We start from the raw sequence: 25,152 nt of genomic DNA on the forward strand, positions 1-25,152 counted from the left end.
CAGCCGGATTGGCGTAGAAATCTTATTGCGATAGAAGCCGTTGCTTTTGCGCTTCGGACTCGCCTTGTCAGCTGGACCACCTACGACGAAGCTGACGAAATCACTTTGCGACAATTAGCGGCTTTCAAAATGATTTGGTGCGTGTGAAATTGATTGCGGCGCCGAATAAAATCATTTTGTCAATGCGTGCCAATTAATTTTGCGTAAAATTTATCGTTGACCAACACTTAGAACTGTCCAATAGTTAAATCGCTTCTGCGGTCAAATTTCGTTTTGACCTCAAAATCGAAAGCTCGTCAGGGGTCGTAGCCTAGACGAGCTTTCTTTTTATCCGCAGCTTATTGCGGCGGCTCCTTCTTGCGTCGGAACCTATCGTAAATCTGGATAGCAGCCACTACTGCAGCAGGTATCCCGATAATCATAAGAGCAATTGCTTCTGCGCTCAAATTGCGTTTCACCTCACTTTCATTTCATCGTTTTCCTTCGGTCCATTAGGTCCGGTCGTAGCGGACTATGGATACTTACCGTGCGAACTTAGGGATTGCCTAGTCCACAAAACTGCTACGCGTAATCAAATCTTAACTAGGGAGATTGTGGTCACTCTTCAGGATTCCGTCAACTACCCTTTAGATTTCGCCGTTTCGGCATGTTTGAGATTACTGTGGTCCTGTGAACATCGTGGTTACCGATGATCAAAGATCTGTCCAGCAGGCTACACTCTTCTTCGTCTTAGCCCTAACAATTTTTGTTTGCCTGGATGCAAGGGCAGACCGACCCAGTGGGTTTAACTGCCATCTGTCCAGTGACGATCGGAGCCGCCATGCGCGTCCCTTATCTCCAACAGTGAGGCTACGTTGCAATCAATTGCAACCCATACTTCCACCGCGTCTTACCCTGTTCATCGCGCCGCTTAAAAGCGAATTCACGGATTGCAGCCACGTTTTCCTTTCCGATAAGTTTTCTTCTGCGCTACCAGTCAGAGCGCAGCAACATGTTTTCATGCCGACTTCAGAATTAAGGAACTGTGCCAGGATCGAAGTTTGTTGAACAAGATGGACCGGCGTCCTTTATTCAATAAAAAGTTGAATTAGCAATGTTGCATTCAACATGGGATTGTCATCGGCTGATCGCGTGCCATAATGGCCGCTCATCAGTGACCGGGCCCAATGACATTCCACGATTCCGAAACCGCAGAACTCCTTGGCTTGAGCGCCAATGCCTTGAGCGGAGACGCATACGAAGGCGCGTCCCGTTTCAGCAAAGAGCTCGCCAGCTACAGCCCGATGATCCGCTCGGCCGACGCCGATCTGCTGCCTGCGAAGTCGATGGCCGATGCGCGCACACGCGACACGGTTCGGAATGACGCCTATGTCCAGGGCGGCGCCACTCTCCGCAAGGACAATATCGTCGGCAGCTACTACATGCTGAACGCCAAGCCGGCGAGCACCGTGCTGTTCGGTAAGGAAGACGACAAGTGGGAAGGCGAGTGGCAGGAAGAGACCGAGGAGAAATTTGGCTTGTGGGCCGAGTCGCTCGACAACTGGCCGGACGCCGCGCGTCAGAACACGTTGACCGGTCTGGTCCGCATGGCCGTCGACACCCACACAGTTTATGGCGAGGCGCTCGCGTCCGTTGAGTGGCTGCGCGATCAGCCGCGCATGTTCTCGACGTCAATCCAGATGATCGACACCGATCGTCTCTCCACGCCTCCTGAATATGCCGGCGACTTGACGGTGCGCGGTGGCATTCGCCGTAACCAGTATGGCGCGCCGCAGACCTACTATATTCGCATGGCCCATCCGAGCGACTGGATGACGCCCGATTCCTACAAGTGGAAGCCGGTCGACATTCGCAAGCCGTGGGGCCGGCTGCAGATGATCCACATCTTCGAGCAGCTTCGTCCGGATCAGAGCCGCGGCATCTCCCTGATGGTGGCCGCGCTCTCCGAAATGAAGATGACGAAGAACTTCCGCCAGATGGTTCTTCAGCAGGCGGTCATGTACGCCAGCTACGCGGCGACGATCGAGTCCGAACTGCCGACCGAAGCGATTTTCGCGCAGCTCGGCGGCGAGTCGATGACGCCCGAGACCATCCAGGCTGCGTTGTCCGGATATATGAGCGGCCACTATCAGACGCTCGACGACTTCATGGCGGGTGCGAAAAACCTGCACGTCAACGGGCTGAAGATCCCGCACCTGCCGCCCGGCACGAAATTCAAGATGCAGTCGCCAGTGGCGGCGGGGGGTCCGCTCGGCAGTGACTTCGAGCAGTCCCTTCTTCGTCATATCGCAGCAGCGCTCGGCGTCTCCTATGAGCAGCTTTCGCGCGACTACTCGAAGACCAACTATTCCTCGGCCCGCGCAGCGATGACAGAGACCTACAAGGCCATGCTGTCGATCAAGCGCATGGTGGCCGATCGGTTCGCCTCGAGCATCTATTCTCTCTGGCTGGAAGAGGCGATCAACAAGGGTGAGATCACCTCCGTTCGCCGCAATATGCCGAGCTTCTACGAGAAGCAGTTCAAGGACGCCTACACCGCTTGCGATTGGGTCGGCGCCAGCCGTGGCCAGGTCGACGAACTCAAGGAAACGCAGGCGGCGATCCTGCGCATCAATAACGGTCTCTCCGATCTCGAAACCGAGAATGCACGCCTTGGCTCCGACTGGCGCAAGCGCATGCGGCAGATGAAGCGCGAGATGGAGTGGAAGGATTTCTACAAGATCCTTCAGAACCCGACCGACAGCACGAACCATGAAAAGAAGGCCGCCTGAAGATGGAAATGAACGCCCTCCTTTCCACCTTCCATGACGCGCCGGCCATGCTGCATCCTGGCATGCAGAATCGGTTCGAAGCGTTTCTACGCTCAGCGCAAGTCTCGCTCACCCGTATCGAGGCGCCAACCAGCAACGTTGTCATGCAGGACGATTTTTGGCCGGCGCCCGATAGCTGGCTGGCCGCCTATCGTCCTTACATCGTCAAGGACGAGATCCTGATGATCCCCGTTAAAGGCGTGCTTCTGTTCGGCGTCGGTTACGCGATCGGCGACTACGCGACCGGCTATGTCTACCTTACGAAGGCGCTCGAGCGCGGCCTGGCCGATCCTCAGGTTAAAGGGATTGCCTTCATCATCGACTCGCCTGGCGGGCATGTTGCCGGCAACTTCGATCTGGCTGACAAGATTTTCAATGCTCGTGGTCAAAAGCCCATCCATGCTTTTGCGGCTGAGAACGCCTATTCGGCTGCCTACTCCATCGCTTCGGCATGCAGGACCGTGACTGTTGCCAGGACGGGAGGCGTCGGCTCCATCGGTGTCGTGACCGTCCATTTGGACGCGAGCAAAGCGATGGATGGCGCAGGGCTGAAGGTGACCTTCATCCACTACGGCAAGCACAAGGTAGACGGTAACGCCTACGAGGCGCTTCCGGCCGACGTCAAGGACAGGATCCAGGCGCGTATCGACAATTTAGGCGAGCTCTTCGTGTCCACCGTGGCGCGGAACAGAGCGATGGACCCTCAGGCGGTCCGGGACACCGAAGCCCTCACGTTTGGCGCTGATGAGGCGGTATCGATCGGGTTGGCTGACAAGGTCGGAGTGCTCGACGGCGCCATTGCAGATTTTGCATCGTATCTATCCGGTCCAAAGGAAGACTCCATGACCACGAAAAATTCCATGGCGCTGCAATCGCCCGAGCCGATTGTGCGAGCGCAGCCACTCTCGAAGGCCGAGCAAGCACTCCGAGATGCAGGTTTCCCGCCGCGCTCCTCGTACGGCACGGTTACTGACAAGTCTGCGGTTAAGCCGGGCGTGCACCCTTCACTGGTGACAGACGGAAATGGTCTCGCAGGCCTGTCCCACTCGAACGGCCGGACAATGGCGAAGATCGAGCAGGCGCTAGAAGACGCCGGCTTCAAGCCGAAGAGCGCGACGAGTTCGAACTGATTGAGGACTGTAATCATGACGCCAATAGGTATCAGCAGGATTGGTGTCGGCATTAACGTTCGCCACTACAAGCGCGGCGGCGGGAATCGTCCGGAATGGATTGCGGATCCCAACCGCTATATGCCGGCCGCTACGCGTACGCACTGGCCGGCCGGCTTCACCATGACCTATGCCTCCGGCCTGAATTATCAATGCTCGAAGCTGTTCTTTGGCTCTCCTGATTACCCTACCAATGATTTCCTGATCCCCTTCGTCGGCTTCGGCTTGACCGAGGGCGGCAGCGCTCCGCAGGAAACGATCAACCCCAATGCTGATATGTTGATCGACGAGGCGTTCTTCGTTCATCCGAGTGGCACCGAATATCCAATCCTCTTCGGAGGTAGCGCTGCGGCGACCGCAACGGCTGCTACGGGGATAGTTTACGGGCAGGTGACCCTGCCGACTGATCTTCCTGCTTGGTCGATCTTCGGCATTCGCACGGTCTATCACGGCACCGTCGGCAACACTTACATTGGTGCCTATCGCTGCCAGCGCCACCGCGGGGAGAAACTTTGGGCCGCAGGTGACATCGCCTCGGTGCGTGCGCTCGCTGCCTCCAATGGTCCAAGCACGCCAGCGATGGATCCTGACAATTGGTATAACCTCGTCGGCACTGCGACCAACTCACAGCAGCTCGCTTATGGTCCGGCTCTAGTACTGGCAAAAGGGTGGGATGGTCGGCCGGTCCCTCTCGTGCTTGCGGATTCCCTCGTGGAGCGGCAAGAAATTGCCGCGTCGGCGGATGACAGAGGCAACATGGGCATTTGGCGGCGGTGGCTGGACCAGAGAGATTCGATTTGGGGGAGTTACATTCCGCTTGTCATGGGCGTGCCAGGCTCGAAATCCGTTCAGGAACTTGCCGCCTCGGCTACCAAACGGTGGGATCTCATAGACACCATCAAGACGACCTATAACGCGGGCAAGGACATCTGGACTTTCGTCCTCGACCAGTCGGGCCGAAATGACAACAGCGCCACCGCAAGCACTTGGTCCAGTGCCAAGTTCGGTCTCGTCGATCGCGTGAAAAGTCGTTATGGAGCGGGTATCCACGTCGTTGGCATCACCCTCATGCCGACATTCACCTCAACAGATGCGGGCAGGACAGTGGCGGGGTTTGCTGTTTCGGCATTGTGGAACCCCGTGACGGGCACCCTAAAAACTGTGAACGACAGCATCAAATCGTCGCCGCGATATAATGCTGTCATCGACATGGTACCTGCCTTCATGTCCGACAGCGACCCGACCAAGGGGCCGGCCGCCGAGATGTTCCAATTGGGGAATGTCATCGGCCATCCCGGCAATCAGGACGGCGTAACCACGTGGGACACGATAAAGCTGCACACCTCGGTGCCGATCGGGTCGCGCATCATGTTTGAGTATCAACCGGGGCAGTGGACAAGCCGCCTGCTGATGAGTCGAACAGACAACGGTGACGGAACCGCTGACTACAAGGTCACGGGTGATGGAATCTTCGCGACCATCGTCCAAGACGACGCGACCCTTCTGGCGCATGGCATGAATCTGGACGTCAGCTCCTTTGTCCACCCGACGCTTCACGGAATTCTCAGGACGGTGAGCCGCATCCCACAGGCAGAGAAGGCAAAATTCCATCCTCTCGTCTAGATGGAGAGGCCGGACAAAAACGAGCCCCATCATACTGGAGGTGGCTTCTAGCCGTTACTCACTCTGTCAGGTTTTATGTATCCCCGTTCAACGAGAGTTAGATAGTCCGCACTACCTTCGCCATAGACCTCCTTTTGTCGCCTTTCGAGTTGAGAGGGCGCGATTTCCGGGAGGCCCTGAAGCTCGTGAAGCACTGTGTAATCCCTATAGGGCATCCTCATCCGGGTGAGGATGACATAGCTGATGCTGAGAGCACCGTTCGCGATAGACGCGGCAGCGATGATGTAACTCCACATGCCGAGACGAGCACTTTTCCATACATCAATCGCTATCGTGATGTAGAGAGCGGTATAGAGGCAAAAGTATAATAACAATAAAACAAGGAATGCCACCGACGCCGCAATGAAATAATTGCTGTACAGCCGAGAGTAGCTGATATGAGGAAGCTGGATCGGCGATGGAGGGGAAAAGTTCTCGAAGTAAAAGTACTTTGCTGTGTAAATACCGCGGAGCTCCACCGGAAAATTGTTTAGTATCGAATATTTCATTGCGCTTTCAATTGTGTAAATATTATTTTGTATAAGCAAACAATAAATGCCTGCTAGGCTTGAGAAAAATATTAGGAAATCTCTAACGCCTTTCGGATCTACCACCGAAACGCCCGGTATCGAGAACTTTAGGCCGATTGAGAAATAGTCGGTGAGCAAGAACGCGAATATCATCGCATTGACGAATATAATCCGGTTTGCCTTCGTCCTGGCCGCATCACGTGCAGGAAGCAGGTCGTCGACGAATTTCTTGTCCAGTTTGAAGTCATCGCCTTCAGGTTCATAATTTGCGAGGTCAAGTTGAGTGATCTCGCCTGGCGTCTTCCAAATCAATGGAAAGTTTTTTCTAAATCGCCGACGTTCGCGAAGCTGATAGGCGGCCATCACGAACGGCCGTGTAACCGATATATACAGCTGTTGAAGTCGGGTTTGCGGTAAGCCGGTCATGTCGCGTCTTCGGTTGAATCTTTGTCAATGAGAGCAACCTTTAGCATCGCCGTGCTTAAGTTCGATAGTGTCGAATTCTAATCTGACCTTACAGTACCTAGCGAAACACGACTTGCGCTCGGCCAAAGGGTGCTAAATGTGCCGCGATGAACGGCACTCGAACCGGGAATGTGGGTGACGCGTGCTCGACTTGTAGTGGAATTCTGTTACCGTTTGCCCGGCCTCAACAGGAGTAAAGAATTTTGCCCGCAGATTTCGAAAAGCTGATTCTTGCAAGCGGGATGGCAAGCTGCGATCCGAAACAATTAGGTCCTTGGGCCACGCTAATCGAGACTACGCTAGAGCGCTTCAGAAGATTGTCGGATTCCAGGTCTGCAGCCCATGCCACGGCTGCCCATCAAATCGCAATCGGTTACAGCGATGACAATGATTTCAACGCGTTCGCCGATACCATCCAAGGTGAAGACATAATAGCGATCGCCCAAAATGTCCCAATCTCGCTTGCGCTACTATTCAAGCGCGCGATGCTGTTTAGAGGCATAATGCCTTGGGTTGGCAAGTTCGACGACAGCCATGTCGATCCAGAACCCATTACAGCAGAGGATATTCTTTTTGCGCTTGACAACAGACCTCCGCATCCACCTGGGGAGCTCGACGAACTCAGAACCAAACTCGCGCATTTGATGACTGGTATCGCGTTGGATTTTGTCTTTTTGCATGAGATGGGGCATGTCTGGAACGGCCACACTAGTTTATTTCGTAATCGATATGGCTTGAGATTAACGGAGATCGAGCGCGGTAAAAAAGTGCCATTGAGCCCGATCGACAGACAAACACTCGAGATGGATGCCGATTGTTATGCAGGCCGTTTAATGGCGACATATCCGACTCCAGAGAAGGACTGGCTGCCAGTGAACCCCGGTTGGGAGAAGGAGTTCGGGGAGGGGAGTACGTTTCTGATTATCCGAAATTTCGCGATCTATCTGGCGATGCGTTGCTTTAACGATGCTGCAAGCCTGGAGAATATAGAAAACAGCAATTATCCGCCGGTAGCACTGAGGCAGTACTTCGTAATGGGCACCTGGTTTGCCGCGCTCAACAAGGACACGGGCCGTGACCAGGCCGAGCTCATACGGTTGGCGCTACCGATTATTGGAGCCGGGGAGCTTTCGTTTTCCCTGCTAACTGGAAATCCCATTGATGATTCCGGTGTGAAGCTTGCATACAGCGCAGAAGGCATCGAATATGCTACAGGTCTACTCAGAAACTGGGCGAAACTTCATCCTGATCTAGATCCGCTGAAAAGAGGTGGAACACTTGCCCCGGTACAGTTTTGACCTTTCGTACTGTGCTAGGGGGAGGCGCACTTATGGCTTCGCGTCACACCAGTCATTCCGCCGCCTCGGACTCCACGTCCGCGCGAACCCTTCCTTGAGCAGCGTCTTCCCAATCTCTTCACCGTTCGTTCGGTAGATGTTGACGAGCGGCCGGTGCGACGAGGTCTTGTCGACCGCGCCGCTCGACACGACACGCAATCCCTTTTCGGCCAAAAGTTCCTTGAGCCTTCCCTTGGCGATCAGCGCCAGCTTCCGTTCCTTCACGCACTTTGCGTGCGAACCGATTTCTGGTGTATCGATGCCCGAGACGAAAGGAACGCCTTCTCCCAGCAGTCGCATGTTCTGCCCGTCGCATTTGACCGTGTCACCGTCGACGACGCTCAGCGATGCGCAGATAATCAGTCCAGCAATCATCGCAGCATCTATTCGTTCGAGGCCATGATTGGCTCGCCCCTCGGAATGCTCCGCATGATCTCAAGCAGCTCTTCCATAGATTCTCTTGCCTGCTCAAAGCCTCCTATGAGCGCGCTTCGTTGGTCTCGATCGTCGATCGCGTGGGCCGCCATCTCGATTAAGCGAAGCTGGTCTCGCAGAAGATTAGCTTTGTCGATAAGGTGGGTACGGTGGTTCATAGGTTCTCCGCAAAATTGCCTCAGCTCCTGAGGGTGAGCACTGATGCGAGCTATCGTTATCGGCTCCGCAAGGCTTTCCCGCTATTTCGAACCCCGAGCTTCGTCCAGGAGTGTATTGGCCACGATACCAGTGATCTCCTTGTGGTAGATGCCGAAATGCTGAAGGCTGAAGAGGCCATCTTCCTTTCCGTCGGAAAGACCGGCCCGCTTCAAATGTAAAAGAAGATCGCTCCGAGAAACATAACAGCCCAGCGTCTTGGTCCATATGTATAGTTCGTTGAAGGCTCCGAGACCCACTAATTCATTGGTAGATCGAAACAATTCAACACAGAGCGTTGACGTCTCCGAAAGCTCCCACAGTGCATATTCAGGTGTGGCGGTGAGCCGGCTGATACGAGCGCTATCGGTAGTGTTCATCTCCTTTTTCAGCCAGGCCAACACCGTCGGAGAGTTCCGTGGTATCCGGCTATCAAAGCTCTCCCAATACGCAAGCCCGGTCCGGGCGAGTGCTCTGCGGTCAGCAACACCCATTGGCGTCATCCCAAAGTGGGTAGCGGACATTACTGCCTTGTCGAGTTCAAGCGTGCTCGCTGCTGCGGGTACAGCAAAGCAGAATGCCAGCACAACCATCAGAATTCTCATTTCCAGACCTCGCAAGGGGTCATGCTGACCCATCAACATCGCCGTCTTCATCCAACGCATGCATCGGCAGATAGGTGTTCTTCTCCATCCACTCGCGGACGATAAACCTGATCATGTCGTTACGCGTCTTGCCGAGCTCGCCGGCTAGGTCGCGCAGAGCGTCCTCGACATCATCTTCCATCGAGACGGTGCCGGCATTGCGCAGCCGCAGTGCCGCGCGGCGCAGCATGATCTGGAGGTCCGCTCGCGAGATATCTCCGATCCGATCGGCGGCGTCTTCGAGGAGGGTGGCGGTGTCGGGGGAATTCATTTCGCGGGTGACATTCCGGTTGGTCGTGCGGAAGAACGTCCGCGTGGAACGGTGGATATCGACACGTTGCATGTTGCGCAACCGGCGTACATATTGCACGGTAGCTTTACCGGATCCGGAGGGAATGGCCCTGACCATCCCCTCCTTTGCGGGTACAGCTCCAGCCGCTGAGGGACGACATCGTTGTGTTTTCCAGGCACAGTCGTTTCCTTGGCGGCCGTTGCACTATGACGCAAATCATTGATGCCGTGCGCATGGGCGGCGTTTAATCCACATGTTTATGCACTTTGGATTTGAGGCTCGGCTACATGGCCGGTGCGCCGGTCGGGTGTTGTCCATGTCTAGTCTGGCGCTCACGGCTTCTTGCCGGTTAGTGCGAACAGTCATACACGGGTTCAGAATTACAGGGAGGGCCGCACGCTTGCTTAAGCACTTGATGATCGCTGTAGACTGGTTTGGGCCTTACTCGTCGGTCAAAGAAGCACGTGACGCTGCGAGACCTTATGATTGGCCGGGCCTGTACATGTTGATTGGTAAGGTCGGGGAAGAGGAGGCGTCCCGGGCTCAATATGTTGGAATCAGCGCGTCGCTCAGCGGACGGCTCACGGCTCGACATCATAAGCTTGGATCTGAGGCGATCGAGGCGCGTGGGATTCGAGAGCTCCGACTTTGGCTCGGCGAAGTAACGACTGCGGAACCTGGCGGGAAGAAAATGAAGATCACTAGAGCCACCCTGAACTATTCGGAGTGGCTTCATGCGCGCTTTATGAAGCTTCCTCTCAATGATCTGAGAACCAAAACGCTGCCCGATAGAAGCGTAACGGTTCTCAATAGGTGGTGGAAAACGGATTTCGCCACACTTCAGGCCAGGAGGCCTCACCCCGACTGGCCAAATCTGATTGACTTTCCTCACTACGGCTTGCCTGCGCGCACGGTATGGTTCGGCGGGAAGCAGCGCACATTTTCAAATGCAGACAACTACGCTCATCCTGAATGACCATCACCAGAAGAATTGCGGCACGCTCGCTGCGCCTTTGATCTTTTTGCGCTCGCGAACGGCGGCCATGTCCCTTTCCAGCGCGCGATATGTCGCGAGTTCGGCTTCAAGGCGCTTATAGATCGGCAGACACTTTTGACCTCTCAGCGAGTCTATCAAGCGCCCGCTCAATGCGTTTCGCCGTGATCGGCTTGTCCCGTCGGTGCGTGACCGTCGGCAAGTTTTGAGTATCCAGGACCGAGGTCCTGCTACGTTGCGAAACCTTGCTCATGCCAATCCTCCTTGAGCATCTCATGGGATATGTGTTGCTCAGTCTGCGGAAAGGAATGGCATGGAAAGCCGTTATAGGTCTCGGGGATGCCCTGTCGCTTTCGACGGTCTGATCTCACGAACTAGATCATTATCAGGCTTGGGCTGGCGGGGATCACCGCTAAGGTATTCAAGGATTGCGTCGCGAAGTGAGACCTGCCAGTTTCCGAAATCGATCAAACCTGGCGAATCCAGTCGGCGATAAAGACCACGACGGTCCTCCGCTACCAACGTTACAACCCCCCAGCCGCGAGAGGCCTTCACGGGGGCACCTTCCTCGGCAAGAAATGGTTTAAGCCAGCTGGTAACTGCTAGAGAGAGCTTGCCATCCTCATCGCGGGTGACGCTGATAGATTTTATAAGCTCTCGCACGATCCGGGGCAGCTCTCCCATTTCGTCCAGCATGTAAAGCGCCATCTCCAGCTTCGGCCTATAAGCGCTGAGACGTTCCGCAAAGCTAGCAATGCTAGCGGGATTGACGATAATCCGCCTTTCCGGGGGTAGGGAGGTCAACTCTTCTTCGAGCCGGTCCCGTTCCTCTCCTTGTTCCTTCATCTTGGCTGAAAGCGTCGCAGCGTCACCGACATCGTTGAGGATTAACTCCAGCAGGCGTCCATTTTTCTTCTGAATGTCCGCGAGACGCGCTTTGATCTGCGTCTGGCGACGGCCTTCATGCGCGGCTTCGGCCTGGCGTTGTTCCATGTGGGCTTTGGCATAGGCTTGGATTTGAGCGGGGGAGGCAAGCTCGCGGGTGAGGCTGTCGATAACTAAAGCCTCCACTTCCTCAAGATAGAAGGTCTTTGGGTTAGGGCAGGCGCCGCTGTTCGTATGAGCGGAGCATCGCAGTCTAGTCCGGTTTGACTTGTCCACGCCGGAAACCGACATGCCTGCGCCACACGCCTTGCACTTGATGAGACCGGAAAGCAATCTCTTTGGGCGGCGTTGGGCGACCATGTTGTCAGGACGGCGTTTGTGCGCCCGTTCGGTCAACTGCGCCTGCACTGCCCTGAAAAGCTCATCCGAGATGATACGAAGTTCAGGAGCATCGGCGGCTTGCCGTTCATTAGCGGGGTTGGCCCGACTCACACGTTTGCCCGTGTCGGGGTCCTTCACCATTTGGTTCTTATTCCACACGATCCGTCCGACATACTGAGAATTGCGGAGGATGCCGGAACCGCGCTCCTCCGCTCCGATGAGTGCAGAGGGTGTCCAAAGCTTCCCCCTCGGCGGCTTTACGCCCTCCCCATTGAGCATCTTGCAAATGGATTTTGGTGATCGTCCCCGTTCGTATTCAGTGAAAATTCGCCTCACGATCTCCGCCTCGCTTTCAACAATGCGAGGTTTGCCAGGATTTGATGGGTCGGGTTGATATGCGAACGCCTTTCCGCCCGCTGAAAGGCCTTGTTTGAGAAGGCCACTCATTCCGCGCCGGACTTTATGAACGTTGTCCTCACGGAATAGCTGAGCGAATAGGCCACGCATTCCAACGGTCATGGTACTTGCCTCACCCCCATGAACTTCGATGATTTTGCAGCCGATAAACTGAAGCCGCTTGTACATTCCAGCTAAGTCGTGCATGTCGCGGGAAAGGCGATCCAGAGCCTCAACTATGATTATCTGGAACAAACCGGCTTGTGCGTCGCCCAGTAGCCTCTGAATACCATCGCGCCCATGCAGCGAAGCTCCGGACTTGGCCTTGTCCGCATAACGCGCCACCACATGATATCCTTCGCGCTTAGCGAACGCATCACAGAGGTCGGTTTGGTCCTGGGTCGACCGTTCATTTTGTAAGTCTGTGGAAAAGCGGCCGTAGATGGCTGCTCGCGGTCCGTGGGTCATGGATGACGTCCCCAAAGTTTGGCCTGTTCTCGATCCCGCTATCTGGCCCTTTCAGGTTCGCCGCCTAATGCCTAAGAGCGTGCAACTGCCAGGACGGAATGGGAGATATCGCAGTAGGTTACTTGCGTCGCTTCACTTGTCTCGCGCAGTGACGACCCTATGGATTTCCCGTTCTCTCAGATTGGTGGCACACGAAGTGGGCTTTTAGGATTTGAAGTAGCTCAGCATTCATAGATCGATCATTTGCACTGGCCGCTTCCCTTAGCTTCGTCTTGAGTGTGGTTGGAATTCTAACTCTCATCAAATCTACGGTATCGAAACTCATTTGCGCCTCACTGTATGCCCACGGTGGACCATGTGGATATTGCTGCGTAACTCCTTGAAGTCAACCCCACGGTGGACCATTATCGCGCATGTCTAGAACCGATCCCCCCCTTCGAATACGACTGCCAGAGGCGCTAAAGGTGCAAATTCAATTGCTTGCAGTTGAAAACCGTCGCTCGATGAATGCTGAGATTGTCGCGCGATTGGCGGCGAGCGTGAGGCAGCCTGAGGCGTCCGAGGATAACCAGAGCGCAGCTCTTCATGAAATCGAACGCCTGCGGACTGAGCTTCGGTCGGCGGAAAGTGAGCGAAGCGCTCACGCTATGCGCCTTCGCAAGCTTGAGTACGATATTGTGGCAACGAATGACAGCTACAAGGAGCTTTCGCTTAGGGTCGCCGCGTTAGAGAACCACGAGGAGTGACCAATCTGTGGCAGTGAGCGATGCAGCGCTTAGAGCAGCTTTTGGTGCACGCGTTCTGCTAAGAAATAAAGGCCCTGAACCGTACAAAACACAATCGATGACGCGAAGAAGGTCATCCCGGCAAGGAAACTGCATTTTAGCCACCACGTAGCCCGGGCGGCAGTCTCGGGCTCGGAGACGGCGTTCATCACGGCGACTGCATTTCCAGCCAGGAGAGACCCGCCCACGCAGAAAAAGAACCCCAAAAATGAAACCATGGTGAGGTAGGCAAACAAATATGAAAGGAAAACACGGAGCGAAATCTCGTTGTCCGCAGTATCTCCATTCACCGTGATGCTTACCTTAACGCCTGGCACTGCCTTGTCTAAGTCGCCGCCCGCGAACGCAACGACAGCCGCCAACGCGGCGATGAAGAACCCCGGGAGGCTTGAGAAAAACGGAATTAAATAGTCTGAGGCCGACTTGTCACCGACAAGTTCAAGTTTTATCGGAAGCCATGCATACACCGCGCAGACCGCAACTGTGGTCGCAAGCGGAAGCGTCCAACGAAATAGATCAAGGGTCGGTCCTTTAACGGCCAGAAACGCAAACGGCCGCAAGAACTGATATGCTGAAGTCACACCGAGCGCTCCTTCAGAAGGATTTCAACTGCCCGTGATTGAAGCTGCGGCACGATATCGTCGGGGGAAGCATTTGAGATAGGGGGATCAATGTTCCCGACCCGCCTCGTTTTCACATAAGCTTGCCCGATGATATTGCCAGTCTCCGCGTCAACGTCCACGCTGAATGACTTACCGTCTTTTTCAGGCTGCACGTAGATACGTGCAGTAGGATAGTCAGTCTTGTTCATTCTCGCTTCACCGAGGAGCGTCCCCCAGCGTTGTCCCTCGGGTAAATCCTTAGAAACGCGCACCTTCACCGAATACTCTTCAAGTTTGAGGAATGGGCTCTGTCCTAACGGTTCCTTTACAGTGGGTGAAACCAACTTCATGCCGAGAATTTTGCCATGCTCCAAGTCCTCGATAAGCCGGTCCGAGGGATACCCTCCCAAAGCAATATGCGGCTGATAGGTGATGTCCTTATTGATGCCTCCCGGTTTTTGATAAGTGAAGGCTTTCGGGTCCGCATCACAAGCCTGCCTGATTATGGTGTTTAGTGTCGCCTGTATCTTTTGAACCGGAACTGCGGGAATAGCCTCGATCAGCGTAAGATATGTGTTGGGAAAATCCCTTTGTTGCTTAGTCGAAATGAAGACGTGAGCAGATGCTCCGCTCCCTTCTTTTTCACCCTTTGCAATATGACGCGACGTCCTCACTTCATGATCCAGGTAGGTCGTATCCGGCGCGTTTCGATCAGACATCTCCAAGAGAAGCGTCATAATATCATTCGCTGCGTCTAAGTGAACTTCCTTCAAAATCGCGGTAATGGACCCCTTGTTGAACTTCTTTGATGGAGTTTTTTTGTTCTGGGCCGCCTTCAGCCAGTAGAAGGCCAGGTCAATCAAGTCCGGGTATGGTGCCTGCTGCGCGCGGCGCTGCACGGTAAGATCATAGAAGAGAAGGTCACGCGCGTCCTTTACAACTGCCATGTATTGCCCCGATGAATGAACTCAACCACTCATAAACGCTAATAGAACAGGGCGGTAGCCTGCCCGTTAGAAAGACACCGATCATTTTTGACGCTCGCGACGGAGACCCTTGCCGCGCATGTCGTTGGTAATCCGCCATCCGCTGAACAGACTGTTCGACGGTAGTTTTGCTTACCACCACCAGACGTCTGTTCGATTAATGTCTCGGCGCCCACGATAGAAGAGCACAATCGGAGTTAGAATATCGCCCGATCACCTCCTCAACATTGACGCCGCCAAAACCATTTCGCGCTCGATAGCTCATAACGATGCTGTGTGTACCGTCCGCCGCGACGGGCGTGACTCTAGTTGAGACATGCTCAAAACGATCAGGTTCTCGAAGTGTCTCTTTAACGGCATCTTCCAGCGCAGGAAGCGCACCGTAATAATAATCAAGGCAATGAAATCCCGCCTGCTTCCTTTCCCTTTGCTCCTCGGCGCTTGGCTGTACGCAAAAAGATAAAATTGTCAAAACGAACAAAATTGCCGTGCCGCCGACGACGTAGGAACGGCATCCCGGTTTCGCAGCGCCTTCAGCCATGTGATCCCCAAAAATTTGGTCTGTTCAGTAGCTATAGCTTGACGCCTTGCAATTGCAATTAATTGCAAACATGTAATTTCATTCCATCACTGTTTTTCCTGCGTTCAGGCTAACTCCATCACGGAGGCTGCATGAGCGATTTGCGTAAAACATTCGGGCTCTGTGTTAGGGCGTATAGACGGCGCCAAAATTTAACCCAGGAGGCCTTGGCTGAGCGTAGCGGGCTATCGCTTGATATGATTGCAAAAATCGAGGGTGGCTCCAGTGGAGCGAGCTTCACGACCATCGAGCAGCTCTCCAGCGCATTCTCTGTAGAGCCTGCGGCGCTTTTCAAAATAGACATAGACGATGGTAGGTTCAGTGAAAGCCTCGGCGATCTCGTTGCTCGCCTTTCTGCTCTATCCGATGAGGATATTGCCTGGGTCAAGGCGCTTCTTGATGTTGCGCTCAGACCAAGAGGGCGAGGTTAAAGTTCGCATCTGCGGAGGCTCATGGTTTGGATGCCTGAGCCTAATCCACAGCCGTCGAGAAAACGCCGACGCTCTAATCGCCGTCGGACGAAAGTTAAGTGGCGCCAATCTGCTTTATTGAAAAATTCAGCAGCACATTGTCGTTAACGACAACGATATTGGCCTGCTTCAAAGCCGCTCCGTGAAATCGCTGTTTCGCGCCCGAAGTTGGTGATGAAAACCTTCATGCCGACTTGGCTTTCTTCCCGCGTTTGGCCTTCGGCGCGGCTCTGCATTCGGCCTTGGTCCGTTCCAGCAACTCGCTGGCCGGCTCGTCGTCGGGGTCTTGCGGCACAAGTTCGCCTCGGAATGCTTTGGCGAGAACAGCTTGATCGAGCCGGTCGACGAGCGTGCGAGCGCTGGTCGCCTCGGAAGCGAGGCTGTCGATCCACGAAAATGCAGTGCCGAGGCGCTTAGCAATTTCTGCTTGTTCTGACGGCGACGGGACCTCGATGGGAAGCGGCGCGATGTCACCATTGTTAATCTGCGGGACATTGGAACCATTGCTGATTGAAGCCAAGTCTAGCTTTTGCATCCACCACCATAAAAAGTCTGCGGAGATAATCGTTGCAGTCAACACCATGAGATTTAGATCGAGAGCACCGTCCGCCAACAATCTACGCTTCTTGTTGGTGGCTATGGCACCACCCCTCTTGGGAAAGGTAATCGAACCTGCAGCGACTATTCGTAGGCCGAGCGCGCCCGCATCCTCCCGTGACAACCTGAATTGGGAGGTACGAAGGCCGGTAAGATTGTCGGGCTCGTTCATGCTCGATACCTTGAACCATGGTATCTCGCCATTCGGCGACAACCGCTCCTCGATCCCTTTCGGCGTTTGTCCGCTGGCGATGTTCACGACCATGCCGAGAGTGGTGCTTTGCCACGCGGCTGCCGCGTTTTCTTCACGCCACGCCCGCGTGAGATCACCCCGGAACGCCGCGGCCAGAACGGACTCCTTGTATTTCTCAACGAGACGGGGGATGTGGTCGAGGTGATCTCGCGCACGCTTGGTTTTGCTGGTGAGGCTGTCGATCTTCGCTACGATCCGCCGCTGTTCGGGGAATGGAGGAACAGGCAGGCTAAGTTCTGATAGGATGGACGCGTTAGCGCCGGGCTGCGCCGTCCCTTTCGATACGGTTTGTATCTGTGACCAGTACTCATTCGATTGCATGAACGCCCACGCATATCGAGGGTCAACCTGCTTACCCAAGCGAACGCGAATAAGGTAAGAAGCAAAAACTGCCTTTTCCGGAACAGTGCCGATCAGGAAGCTCTTGCCAGTTGTTGCGCCTGTGCGAGCAATTACGATGTCACCAGCATCAAGGAGCGCGCGGTCGTCCGGCGCATCTGTGCACCGCGGGACGGTATCCCAGTTTACCTCTCCATTCTGGATGTCGGTTATACGCAACAGTTTCGGTCGCGTGCCGCCCATCGTAGACGCCGTTGTAAAGCCATACGTAATGCTATTCGAAACATCACCCAGGCTGGACGAACTCCAATTGCTCGGTAACTCACTCATTCCGCGGCCTCCGCGACTACGGCGGCTTCCTCGACACTGTCCGGTTCGATCTCTTCCGCCAGCGCCTCGATCTCTTCCAATGCAGCCTTGAGGTGGCCGATGATAGCGGCGGCGATGTCCTCAGGCTCAGTAAGGGCCTCCTCGGCCTCAGCCTCGGTGTCGCGCAGCCATGCTAGGTCGAGGTTGTCATTGCGGGCGGTGATGGCCTCGCGGCTGAACATCTTCCAGCGCCCGTCATTGCCCTGTGGCATCCGCTCAGCCCCGCCATTTGGATCGGAGCCATAGGCGGTCTCGAAATCTGCAAAGTCAGCGACAGCCAATGGCCGGGTCTTGCCGAACGCGGGCATGTTGGCCCGCATGTCATAGACCCACACTGCGCTCGTGTTCGCCTTGTCGGTCTTGCCACGGTGAAAGAACAGTACGTTGGTTTTAACGCCCTGCGCATAGAAGATGCCGGTAGGAAGGCGAAGGATCGTATGGAGATTGGTTAGGTCCATCAGCCACGTGCGCAGGCGGCGGCCCGTATTGTCCTCGAATAGAACGTTGTCGGGCACGACTACGGCGGCGCGGCTTCCCGGCTTCAGGGCGCGAACGATGTGCTCGACAAAGGCGAACTGCTTGTTCGACGAGTCCGCCGTTATGGAGAAGTCTGAGCGGGTCGGGCGTCCACCACCTTTTTTGGAGCCGAAGGGCGGGTTTGTCAGGATCAGATCGGCCTTGGGCAGAGCCTCGCCGTCGGGCGAGAGCGTGTCGATCAGCTCAACGCCACCCTCTATGCCATGCAGCAGAAGGTTCATCATGCAGAGCCGGTGCGTATCCGGAACAAGCTCGGCTCCAGCAAATGCATTGTGGCGTTGAAAGTAAGCTTTTGCCTCCGGTAACTTGTAGAGATCGTCGGTGTGATCCTTAATGTATCGATCAGCCGCCACGAGGAAGCCAGCCGTACCCGCTGCCGGGTCCTGAATTATCTCACCCGCCTGCGGCTGCATGAGACGCACGATGGAGTCGATCAATGGTCGCGGCGTGAAATACTGGCCAGCGCCAGACTTTTTATCAGCCGCGTTCTTCTCCAACAGTCCTTCGTACATCTTGCCCAACCCTTCCTCGCGGGCGGAAAACCAGTCGAGCGAGTCGATATTCGAAGTAAGTGCTTTCAGATTTGTCGGCTTGCGAAGCCGGGTTTGTGCATCCGTGAAAATTGCCGCGACAAGACCGTCCTTTGCCTTACCAAGATCAAGGAGTAGCGCCTTGTAGTGGTCGAGCTGTTCCATTCCCTCCTTCTTGGTAAGGGTGCCCCAGCGATAACCGTCCGGCAGGCGATTTTCACGCCCCGTCTCCTCCAGCATCTTTAGGAAGAGGAGATAGGTAATTTCCGTGACGTACTCATTGTACGTAACCCCGTCGTCGCGGAGCACGTTGCACAGGCTCCACAGCTTAGCCACGATGTCGATGGTGTTGGTCATTTTGGTTCCACAGGCAGGTACGAGAAAGGCCTACGCCTCAAGGATTTGAAAGAGATTGGATGATTGCGAAATGGGTCATAAACCAACCCATTTTTTGGGTCGAAAATAACCCAATGCCACTCGCGTGTCCCATCAGGTTTTAGCCTTAGCCCACACGCGACTAACGAAATCTTGTCAATGGCATCCCAACGAGTTTTTCTCAGTGGACGGTCAGCATGCAGGATTGAAAGTTCCTTCAAGGCTCTACGCAGATCGGGCCAGTGTGAGCGGAGATTTCGTCTGTTGTCGCCGAACATGACCTGGGCCGCGTACTCCTGAGTCACTCCTGCAAGCATCGCGATGCACGCAACGCCGCAACCAGTGGATCGGTTGATTTGCTGTTGATGTCGCATCAAGAGGCCTGCTGCCGCCACATCTCATCATTAATACCGCTTAAAATGGTCTCAAGTTCACCTCCGAAAACTTTGTTAAGTCGGTCGAAGCCCCCATCCGCGATGAACGGTTCCTTGTCGATGGCGTCACGATCAACGATCACCTCTTTCTCGACCTGGTCGCCAATGCGCCTGAGCCACCGCTTTTGCGGCTCGGACCACTGGCGGCTGACCAAGATCGAGCGCATCGCTTTTCGGACACGATCCTCGTAAGGCACAAGAGGATCGCCGATGGCTGCCTGCCGCACAAAGCCGATAATGGAGGCCGCGATCTCCTCATTCTTCGCGTCCGCCCACGCGCGCCGCAGGTTCGCCTCGGAGTAGCCCTTACGGTCGAGCGCCAGGCGAAGTTCCTTCAGATCGGCTCGCGTCAAATCACGTGGACGCTGAACTACAATTTTCAGCGCAGCGATATGGTTGATATTGTCGCGCACGAAGGCGGAGAAGCTGTCAAGGAAGTCCTCGGGTTTATCGGCATCGCCGTAGCCACGGCTGACAGCGAGGACCTCATCAGAATGATGAGCGATCGGGATGTATCGAGGATTGTCACCATCCGCTTGCCAGTCGAGGATCGAACCAAGAGCTGTCCGATCCCTCAGCCAGTCGGCGAGATCGGACGCATCCCCCGACAGCAGGCGGTGTAGCATCGCCTCGGGTGTCTCCCCTGCCACGGCCTCAAACCTCTGCCGCGCGTCATCGGGCAGCTTTTTCATTCGGCGGCGCAGTTTCACCGCGATCTGCTCTCGGATTGTCTCACGCAGGGCGTTTTCGGATGCTCCGATCATCTCGGCGACAAGCTGCTCAAAGCTGATCGACGGATTGACCACGACCGGCCTCATCTCGGTTAGGTTCTGAAGATGCGGGTAAAGATCAACGGCATCGAAGATACGAAAGACTTCTTTGCCGATCTCGTCGCACTTACGGGTCGCCCGCCCGATCATTTGTTCGTAGAGGATGCGGCTATTGATCCTGCGTAAGAACACGAGATTTGTGATCTTCGGCACATCAATGCCGGTGGTGAGTAGATCAACAGTCACAGCGATCTTGGGGTTGGAGTCATTGCGGAAAGAGCGGATCAGATTTTGCACCTTGTCGACGCTGCCGGTTATCTTCCGCACAGCGTCGTCGTCGATCTCACCATAAGCTTGGGCGAATGCTTTCTTGATCGCACTGACCACAATGTCGGCATGCGCGTCAGTGGCGGCGAAGACCAAGGTCTTGCCGGGTAAAGCCGGGTCGATGTGTTTCGCGAGCTCCTCAGCAACCACCCGATTGAACTGCGGCGTGATAACCTGCTTATTGAACTGCTCGACTTCGAAGCGGATTTCATCGGGAGCATAGGCAAGGTCGATCTCGCCGGTCTGCGTGTTCAGAAGATTAAGTTGCGCGTCCTTTTCGAACTTTATCCCCGCGCGCGCCAACGCGGTCTCGATCCTGATCGGCGGTTCGTGGTCGATTAAGAAGCCGTCGATCACGGCCTCCCGATAAGAGTAGCGAAAGATCGGATCACCGAAGATTTCGGTCGTGTGCAGTGCCGGCGTAGCCGTCAAGCCGATCTTCACTGCGTCAAAGTAGTCCAGGACGCGTCGGTATTTCGAGATATAGTCCTCTTGCCCCCGAAAGCTCATCTCCTGATCAGACATCTCACGATCGAGCAAGTAGCCGCGATGGCACTCGTCTATCACTATTAGGTCATACTGATCGACGGGCGGTGTCTCGGAGGCATCAGCGGCATAGAGCACCCGCTTCACGAGCCCCTGTATAGTGCAGATGTGGACCTTTGTCTCGACATCAGGCGACACGTCGCCCAACCCTTTCAGCCCAAAAATCTCAGCAAAAGTCTTACCGGACACAACCTTAGTGGTCGAGAACTCGCCCTCAGTCTGGTGTCCAAGGGCGGAGCGATCCACGACGAAGCAGATGCGACGGAAGCGTTTAGCAGACAGCAAGCGGTAGAGCAGCGCGATCGCGAGCTTGGTTTTGCCGGTGCCGGTCGCCATGGCCACTAGCATCGACCGCTGCTCGTGCGACAGTGCGGTCTCAACAGTTCGGATGGCGGCTTCCTGATATGGGCGGAGCGGAAATCCGAACTGGAACGGTTGGGCTTTCAACGCGGCGTCTGCGGCATCCTGATCGACCTCCAAAAGCCCGCTCAATCCCTGCGGCGTCGGCCAGTTGACTAGAGCGCGACGATGGTTAGCACTGCGGCGTGTGTCGCGGAACCAGATACCACTCTCGGTCTCGATCTGCCTGAGGTAGGACCGACCATTCGCGGCGAAGACGAATGGGACACGGTGCTCGTCCCACGGTCCGCCCGCAGATACGAAGTCGACACTATCCCTGATACCGACAGAGTATCGCTGCGCCTGGTCAATGGCTGCGGAGATGTTCTTACGCTTACGTTTCGCTTCAACCACGCCAACCAGGGTAGTGCCGATGAAGAGTGCGTAATCGGCAGGACCATTGCCTGTGGGCCACTCTGCGATCGCCATGTTGCGGCCCCTCGCAGGTCGACTGCCCACACTGTAGCGGAAAGTCTTGGTATCAGCCTCCCAGTCGTTGTCGCGCAACTGTTGGTCTATCAGGGTGCGGGTCTCAGCTTCGTCTAAATCAAGCTTGGCGGCGGCTTCCTCCCCGCGCTCGAGGAATTCTACGAATGCCATGCGAGGTGCGGCTTCAGCCTCAGCCTGAAGGCTGGCCAACTTAGCGGCGATACTTGCCCTTTCGGCCTCTGTCTCCTGGGCCAGTTGTTCCCAAACAACTCGTTCCTCTGCCTCTCGTCCTAACCGCTCCTCGACCGTCTCGCGAGCATGTGCATGTTCGTCGGCTTCGCGACGGGCAGCAGCGGCTGCATCTTCGCTCTCCGCGACCTTGCGTCGTAAAATCTCGATCTCTTCCTTCAGAGCAACGGTGGCATCCTCAGGCTCGGTAGGGGGAATAAACGCTCCAGGCCGAAAATCACGTTGCCAGCCGTAGGTCCTGTGAAACCATACCCCCAACGAGCGAGCGAACTTGAGGGCGGTTAACGCTTCAGTGTGTCCGCCTTTAGCTTCGTGAACGGCAGAATTCCCGATCTTCCGAAGGGTATGGAAGATGTCGGATACCTCTCTTGGTATGATGCGATCATACGACAGCCGTCTAAGCGTCTCTTCGAAAGTCTCACGCTCGTCGCGATAAGCTCCGTGCTTGGCAGCAATCAATTTGGCTATCAGTTCGGCGAATTGCCGAAGCTTAAAGATCGCAGTGGGTGGATCGTCACGGAAATATTGTTCGGCGAACCCGCCCAAAACGGTGAGGCGATTGTCGTGGATTTTCAGAAACTCAAAATTCAGCGACCGAACCATGCTCACCCCCAAAAGCACGATTATCAGCTTCGATCCATATGTCTACTAGCTTCGTACTTTCATAAGACGGCTCCAGCAGCATTCCCGTCAAAGAGCTCAGCCGAACGGATGTAGCGCGCTAGCATCGCGTCACTGGCGTGTCCGGTCTGCTGCCGGATTTTCCAACTTGATACACCCGCCTGTGCTGCTGAAGTGCAGAAACCAGCTCGAAGGCTATGCCCAGAATATCGCCCAGGATCGATACCTACTGCCGCAACACGTTCCTTGACGATGACAGACACAGCTTCACTCGAAAGTCGACCTGCCCCAACGTGGCTATGCCGATCCACTGGCCGGAAGACCGCACCGCTTTCGATAGATGCGACCCTTAGCCAGTCCTCCAAAGCCGAAACTGGGCAGTGGCGGGTTTTGCCCAAAGGAATGCCAATCTCTCGTCCAATGCCCGCCTGATCGGTTTTCGAGCGGCGGAGGTTGATGACGAGCCCTCGGCGAACGAATACGATATCGGAAACGTCTAACCCCACGAGTTCGCTCCGCCTGAAGCCACCTGCAAAGCCGATCAGCAGCAATGCTTGGTCTCTGACATCACGGATACCGCTTCCGATTTCATCAAGGACTGCGAAGATGTCATCTCGCAAGAGCGGTGCTGCATTGTGAACCGCTTCTCCACGATTTCGACAAATGCCCCTAAGGGTGGATTTCGCTGGTTCCATCTTCGTCGGGTCAGGATATCCCGCCGCTATGTGCGCCTTGGAGAGCGACGCCATCCAGCGCCGCAAGGTCGAGATGGAGTGTGTGTCTGAATGTTCCGCCAGACAGACCGCGACCGCGGTGCTATCGGATGGCAAAGCGCCCCCGTGCGAGCTGAAGCGACGCAGGTCCGCAGTATATGCTCTCCGACTATTGTCCGCGACACTCGCGGCTACCAAATCCCGTACGGAAGTCGGTACATCAATTGATCGATCTTTTTGTGCAATTAATTGCAATTGATCGATCTGGTCGACCAATTTACTTCCGGGAGAGCTCCGATAATGAGAGTTATCAAAGGTTAACTCGGGCATTGGCCTGTCTCCAGCTCTTCTGCATGCCACGTGAAGCGACACGTGGCAGTGATCCGCAAGCGTTGCCGAATATCGTTGAGGTGTTCCAGCGCACAATTCATAGCGGAGACTATTGGCTCAACACCATTCTCCGGGACGCCGATTTTGGTCATGTCAGTGCGAAGTCCAAGAGCGTACAGCTCAGATGAGAGGCTCCAAGCTGCTCTGCGTTTGACGGAAATTGCATCGGCATAGAAGGCCGCCATCGCGGCGGTCTCAAGCGAACGATATTCGGGAACAAAATCTGCAATGCAATCCCGAAAAGGTTGGTCTTGAACTAGCAACTGCCTGATCGCCGATTTGCCGAGCCGGGTGTGTTTGTCAAAAGTCCAGCTCGGTAGCCCCGCACACATCAAGCTTGGCGGCAACGGTTCCTCAATGATGGATGCAACTTCACTGCGCTCGCCGGAAGCCAGAGCGAGAAGCGGCGCCATTAGAACGATGGGCTCACTCGTCTTTGCGCAAGCATAGACAACGGCGTTGATGAACGCATGGGTGTTACTGGCGCGAGTGAAGTTCTGCATCAAGCCGGACATATCGCCACGTGAGAGTACGACGGGACCCCCGCCATTGATACCCGAGGCCATCCAGGCCGCGACCGCGCGGTTCAAAAGAGGAGCATCAGGATCGATTGCGATAGCTATCCGCTCACTTAATGATCTTCCGGCCATGAGAGACCTGATCGGCTCATTAAATGGCGCCTGCTTTGCGGCGCAAATCAAATAGTCTGCCTCGCGGTTTTTCGCGGCCGCACACATTTTGCGCACGAGGAATATAATTGTCTCTTGATCGCTACCAATCTGTCGTCTGGCGGAAATGTTTATTGAGAGCTCGGTAACGAGGGTGCAGAGACTTGGGTCCGCCGGCCCAATATCTTCGAATGAGATTAACGTCAGTCGTCGCCAGATTGAATTTCCGCGCATACGGTGAAATGCCAGCGCAGCCGCTTCAGCATATTCGACCTCGCCACGGCGAATAGCCTTCTGCATTAAAGAGCTGGCGGTCCAGGCGTCGATTGGCGGGATTTGGAATGAAGTAGGCATTCTAACCTCCTGTGAAAAAGGAGGCCGATTAGTTTCTGGTGACCCACGACGTACTCTGACTTAGTCGACCTCATTTGCAAGAAGTGTCTAGGAAAAAAGAGCGCCCGTATTCTCGCAGCCAAGCAACGGCGTAATCCCTTATTTGAAAACGGACGTGCGTTAAAAT

The 25,152-nt window shown here is 55.2% G+C and carries 23 protein-coding genes; 7 read left to right on the forward strand and 16 right to left on the reverse strand.

Features of this window, described 5'->3' with window-relative positions; all coding sequences use genetic code 11:
- Window positions 1–1,220: 1,220 nt before the first annotated feature.
- Genes BS630_RS25585 through BS630_RS25595 form a run of 3 tightly spaced genes read left to right on the forward strand, consistent with a single transcriptional unit; the run spans window position 1,221 to window position 5,602 of the window.
- Entirely contained in the window at window positions 1,221–2,771 is a 1,551-nt protein-coding gene (locus BS630_RS25585) for a phage portal protein (RefSeq protein ID WP_158081427.1), read from the forward strand.
- An 8-nt stretch (window positions 2,772–2,779) separates the two neighbouring features.
- Entirely contained in the window at window positions 2,780–3,940 is a 1,161-nt protein-coding gene (locus tag BS630_RS25590) for a S49 family peptidase (protein ID WP_245310486.1), read from the forward strand.
- 15 nt (window positions 3,941–3,955) lie between these two features.
- Window positions 3,956–5,602 carry a hypothetical protein gene (locus BS630_RS25595; RefSeq protein WP_245310487.1) on the forward strand — a complete coding sequence of 549 codons (1,647 nt, stop codon included), beginning with the start codon at window positions 3,956–3,958 and terminating at the stop codon, window positions 5,600–5,602.
- Between the two features lie 47 nt (window positions 5,603–5,649).
- Here the strand turns inward: BS630_RS25595 and BS630_RS25600 are convergent, their stop codons facing one another.
- On the reverse strand, window positions 5,650–6,597 hold the full coding sequence (locus BS630_RS25600) for a hypothetical protein (protein ID WP_077979604.1): 948 nt from the start codon (window positions 6,595–6,597) through the stop codon (window positions 5,650–5,652).
- Between the two features lie 242 nt (window positions 6,598–6,839).
- Here BS630_RS25600 and BS630_RS25605 point away from each other — a divergent pair, with 242 nt between their 5' ends.
- Window positions 6,840–7,934, forward strand: coding sequence for a hypothetical protein (locus BS630_RS25605; protein ID WP_077979605.1), 1,095 nt, complete (start codon window positions 6,840–6,842; stop codon window positions 7,932–7,934).
- A gap of 30 nt (window positions 7,935–7,964) precedes the next feature.
- Here BS630_RS25605 and BS630_RS25610 read toward each other — a convergent pair whose 3' ends face one another.
- The 4 genes from BS630_RS25610 to BS630_RS25625 all read right to left on the reverse strand — a co-directional run bounded on the left by BS630_RS25610 (window position 7,965) and on the right by BS630_RS25625 (window position 9,518).
- The gene (locus BS630_RS25610) at window positions 7,965–8,348 is read right to left on the reverse strand and encodes a thermonuclease family protein (RefSeq protein ID WP_143529501.1); all 384 of its coding nucleotides are present in this window, start codon (window positions 8,346–8,348) and stop codon (window positions 7,965–7,967) included.
- Window positions 8,349–8,356: 8 nt separating this feature from the next.
- A complete protein-coding gene (locus tag BS630_RS25615) occupies window positions 8,357–8,566 on the reverse strand; it encodes a hypothetical protein (RefSeq protein ID WP_077979606.1) in 210 nt (69 codons plus the stop codon).
- A gap of 81 nt (window positions 8,567–8,647) precedes the next feature.
- Entirely contained in the window at window positions 8,648–9,196 is a 549-nt protein-coding gene (locus tag BS630_RS25620; protein ID WP_143529503.1) for a hypothetical protein, read from the reverse strand.
- Window positions 9,197–9,227: 31 nt separating this feature from the next.
- Window positions 9,228–9,518: a ribbon-helix-helix protein, CopG family gene (locus tag BS630_RS25625; RefSeq protein WP_077979668.1), complete on the reverse strand. Its 291-nt coding sequence runs from the start codon at window positions 9,516–9,518 to the stop codon at window positions 9,228–9,230.
- Between the two features lie 421 nt (window positions 9,519–9,939).
- On the opposite strand from BS630_RS25625, the gene BS630_RS25630 reads away from it, so the two are divergent.
- Window positions 9,940–10,515: a hypothetical protein gene (locus tag BS630_RS25630; RefSeq protein WP_077979608.1), complete on the forward strand. Its 576-nt coding sequence runs from the start codon at window positions 9,940–9,942 to the stop codon at window positions 10,513–10,515.
- Window positions 10,516–10,518: 3 nt separating this feature from the next.
- On the opposite strand, the gene BS630_RS37690 is transcribed toward BS630_RS25630, so the two are convergent.
- From BS630_RS37690 to BS630_RS38735, 3 genes are all read right to left on the reverse strand, one after another.
- Window positions 10,519–10,686 (reverse strand): hypothetical protein, encoded by a 168-nt coding sequence (locus BS630_RS37690; RefSeq protein ID WP_208623367.1) that lies wholly within the window; start codon window positions 10,684–10,686, stop codon window positions 10,519–10,521.
- A gap of 171 nt (window positions 10,687–10,857) precedes the next feature.
- Window positions 10,858–12,663, reverse strand: a complete 1,806-nt coding sequence (locus BS630_RS25635; RefSeq protein WP_077979609.1) for a recombinase family protein — start codon at window positions 12,661–12,663, stop codon at window positions 10,858–10,860.
- Window positions 12,664–12,820: 157 nt separating this feature from the next.
- On the reverse strand, window positions 12,821–12,988 hold the full coding sequence (locus tag BS630_RS38735; RefSeq protein ID WP_077979610.1) for an Arc family DNA-binding protein: 168 nt from the start codon (window positions 12,986–12,988) through the stop codon (window positions 12,821–12,823).
- Between the two features lie 88 nt (window positions 12,989–13,076).
- Between BS630_RS38735 and BS630_RS25645 the strand changes: the two genes are divergently transcribed.
- Entirely contained in the window at window positions 13,077–13,409 is a 333-nt protein-coding gene (locus tag BS630_RS25645) for an Arc family DNA-binding protein (RefSeq protein WP_077979611.1), read from the forward strand.
- Window positions 13,410–13,438: 29 nt separating this feature from the next.
- On the opposite strand, the gene BS630_RS25650 is transcribed toward BS630_RS25645, so the two are convergent.
- From BS630_RS25650 to BS630_RS36720, 3 genes are all read right to left on the reverse strand, one after another.
- Window positions 13,439–14,029 carry a hypothetical protein gene (locus BS630_RS25650; RefSeq protein ID WP_077979612.1) on the reverse strand — a complete coding sequence of 197 codons (591 nt, stop codon included), beginning with the start codon at window positions 14,027–14,029 and terminating at the stop codon, window positions 13,439–13,441.
- Entirely contained in the window at window positions 14,026–14,997 is a 972-nt protein-coding gene (locus BS630_RS25655; RefSeq protein ID WP_077979613.1) for a hypothetical protein, read from the reverse strand. Before BS630_RS25655 ends, BS630_RS25650 begins: the two co-directional genes overlap by 4 nt.
- A 196-nt stretch (window positions 14,998–15,193) precedes the next feature.
- Entirely contained in the window at window positions 15,194–15,577 is a 384-nt protein-coding gene (locus tag BS630_RS36720; protein ID WP_143529505.1) for a hypothetical protein, read from the reverse strand.
- Between the two features lie 131 nt (window positions 15,578–15,708).
- Between BS630_RS36720 and BS630_RS25660 the strand changes: the two genes are divergently transcribed.
- Complete coding sequence (locus BS630_RS25660) at window positions 15,709–16,047, forward strand: helix-turn-helix domain-containing protein (RefSeq protein ID WP_077979614.1); 339 nt, start codon at window positions 15,709–15,711, stop codon at window positions 16,045–16,047.
- 223 nt (window positions 16,048–16,270) lie between these two features.
- Here BS630_RS25660 and BS630_RS25665 read toward each other — a convergent pair whose 3' ends face one another.
- The 5 genes from BS630_RS25665 to BS630_RS25685 all read right to left on the reverse strand — a co-directional run bounded on the left by BS630_RS25665 (window position 16,271) and on the right by BS630_RS25685 (window position 24,986).
- Window positions 16,271–17,605 carry a restriction endonuclease subunit S gene (locus BS630_RS25665; protein WP_077979615.1) on the reverse strand — a complete coding sequence of 445 codons (1,335 nt, stop codon included), beginning with the start codon at window positions 17,603–17,605 and terminating at the stop codon, window positions 16,271–16,273.
- The gene (locus BS630_RS25670; protein ID WP_077979616.1) at window positions 17,602–19,068 is read right to left on the reverse strand and encodes a class I SAM-dependent DNA methyltransferase; all 1,467 of its coding nucleotides are present in this window, start codon (window positions 19,066–19,068) and stop codon (window positions 17,602–17,604) included. The genes BS630_RS25665 and BS630_RS25670 overlap by 4 nt, the downstream gene beginning before the upstream one ends.
- Before the next feature lie 391 nt (window positions 19,069–19,459).
- Entirely contained in the window at window positions 19,460–22,843 is a 3,384-nt protein-coding gene (gene hsdR / locus BS630_RS25675; protein ID WP_077979617.1) for a type I restriction-modification system endonuclease, read from the reverse strand.
- Window positions 22,844–22,902: 59 nt separating this feature from the next.
- Window positions 22,903–23,850, reverse strand: a complete 948-nt coding sequence (locus BS630_RS25680) for a site-specific integrase (RefSeq protein ID WP_245310490.1) — start codon at window positions 23,848–23,850, stop codon at window positions 22,903–22,905.
- Between the two features lie 41 nt (window positions 23,851–23,891).
- Window positions 23,892–24,986, reverse strand: coding sequence for a hypothetical protein (locus BS630_RS25685; RefSeq protein WP_077979619.1), 1,095 nt, complete (start codon window positions 24,984–24,986; stop codon window positions 23,892–23,894).
- Window positions 24,987–25,152: the final 166 nt, after the last annotated feature.

Source organism: Rhizobium laguerreae, assembly GCF_002008165.1.
In the GTDB taxonomy this organism is placed as follows: Bacteria; Pseudomonadota; Alphaproteobacteria; order Rhizobiales; family Rhizobiaceae; genus Rhizobium; species Rhizobium laguerreae.

Excerpts from the sequence above, each read along its gene's own strand:
- BS630_RS25635 (WP_077979609.1), bottom strand. The coding sequence starts at position 12,663 with ATGACCCACGGACCGCGAGCAGCCATCTACGGCCGCTTTTCCACAGAC.
- BS630_RS25665 (WP_077979615.1), bottom strand. The coding sequence starts at position 17,605 with ATGAGTGAGTTACCGAGCAATTGGAGTTCGTCCAGCCTGGGTGATGTT.
- BS630_RS36720 (WP_143529505.1), bottom strand. The coding sequence starts at position 15,577 with ATGGCTGAAGGCGCTGCGAAACCGGGATGCCGTTCCTACGTCGTCGGC.
- hsdR (WP_077979617.1), bottom strand. The coding sequence starts at position 22,843 with ATGGTTCGGTCGCTGAATTTTGAGTTTCTGAAAATCCACGACAATCGC.
- BS630_RS25685 (WP_077979619.1), bottom strand. The coding sequence starts at position 24,986 with ATGCCTACTTCATTCCAAATCCCGCCAATCGACGCCTGGACCGCCAGC.
- BS630_RS38735 (WP_077979610.1), bottom strand. The coding sequence starts at position 12,988 with ATGAGTTTCGATACCGTAGATTTGATGAGAGTTAGAATTCCAACCACA.
- BS630_RS25610 (WP_143529501.1), bottom strand. The coding sequence starts at position 8,348 with ATGATTGCTGGACTGATTATCTGCGCATCGCTGAGCGTCGTCGACGGT.
- BS630_RS25595 (WP_245310487.1), top strand. The coding sequence starts at position 3,956 with ATGACGCCAATAGGTATCAGCAGGATTGGTGTCGGCATTAACGTTCGC.
- BS630_RS25625 (WP_077979668.1), bottom strand. The coding sequence starts at position 9,518 with ATGAATTCCCCCGACACCGCCACCCTCCTCGAAGACGCCGCCGATCGG.
- BS630_RS25590 (WP_245310486.1), top strand. The coding sequence starts at position 2,780 with ATGAACGCCCTCCTTTCCACCTTCCATGACGCGCCGGCCATGCTGCAT.
- BS630_RS25615 (WP_077979606.1), bottom strand. The coding sequence starts at position 8,566 with ATGAACCACCGTACCCACCTTATCGACAAAGCTAATCTTCTGCGAGAC.
- BS630_RS25600 (WP_077979604.1), bottom strand. The coding sequence starts at position 6,597 with ATGACCGGCTTACCGCAAACCCGACTTCAACAGCTGTATATATCGGTT.
- BS630_RS25660 (WP_077979614.1), top strand. The coding sequence starts at position 15,709 with ATGAGCGATTTGCGTAAAACATTCGGGCTCTGTGTTAGGGCGTATAGA.
- BS630_RS25620 (WP_143529503.1), bottom strand. The coding sequence starts at position 9,196 with ATGGTTGTGCTGGCATTCTGCTTTGCTGTACCCGCAGCAGCGAGCACG.
- BS630_RS25670 (WP_077979616.1), bottom strand. The coding sequence starts at position 19,068 with ATGACCAACACCATCGACATCGTGGCTAAGCTGTGGAGCCTGTGCAAC.
- BS630_RS25655 (WP_077979613.1), bottom strand. The coding sequence starts at position 14,997 with ATGGCAGTTGTAAAGGACGCGCGTGACCTTCTCTTCTATGATCTTACC.
- BS630_RS25645 (WP_077979611.1), top strand. The coding sequence starts at position 13,077 with ATGTCTAGAACCGATCCCCCCCTTCGAATACGACTGCCAGAGGCGCTA.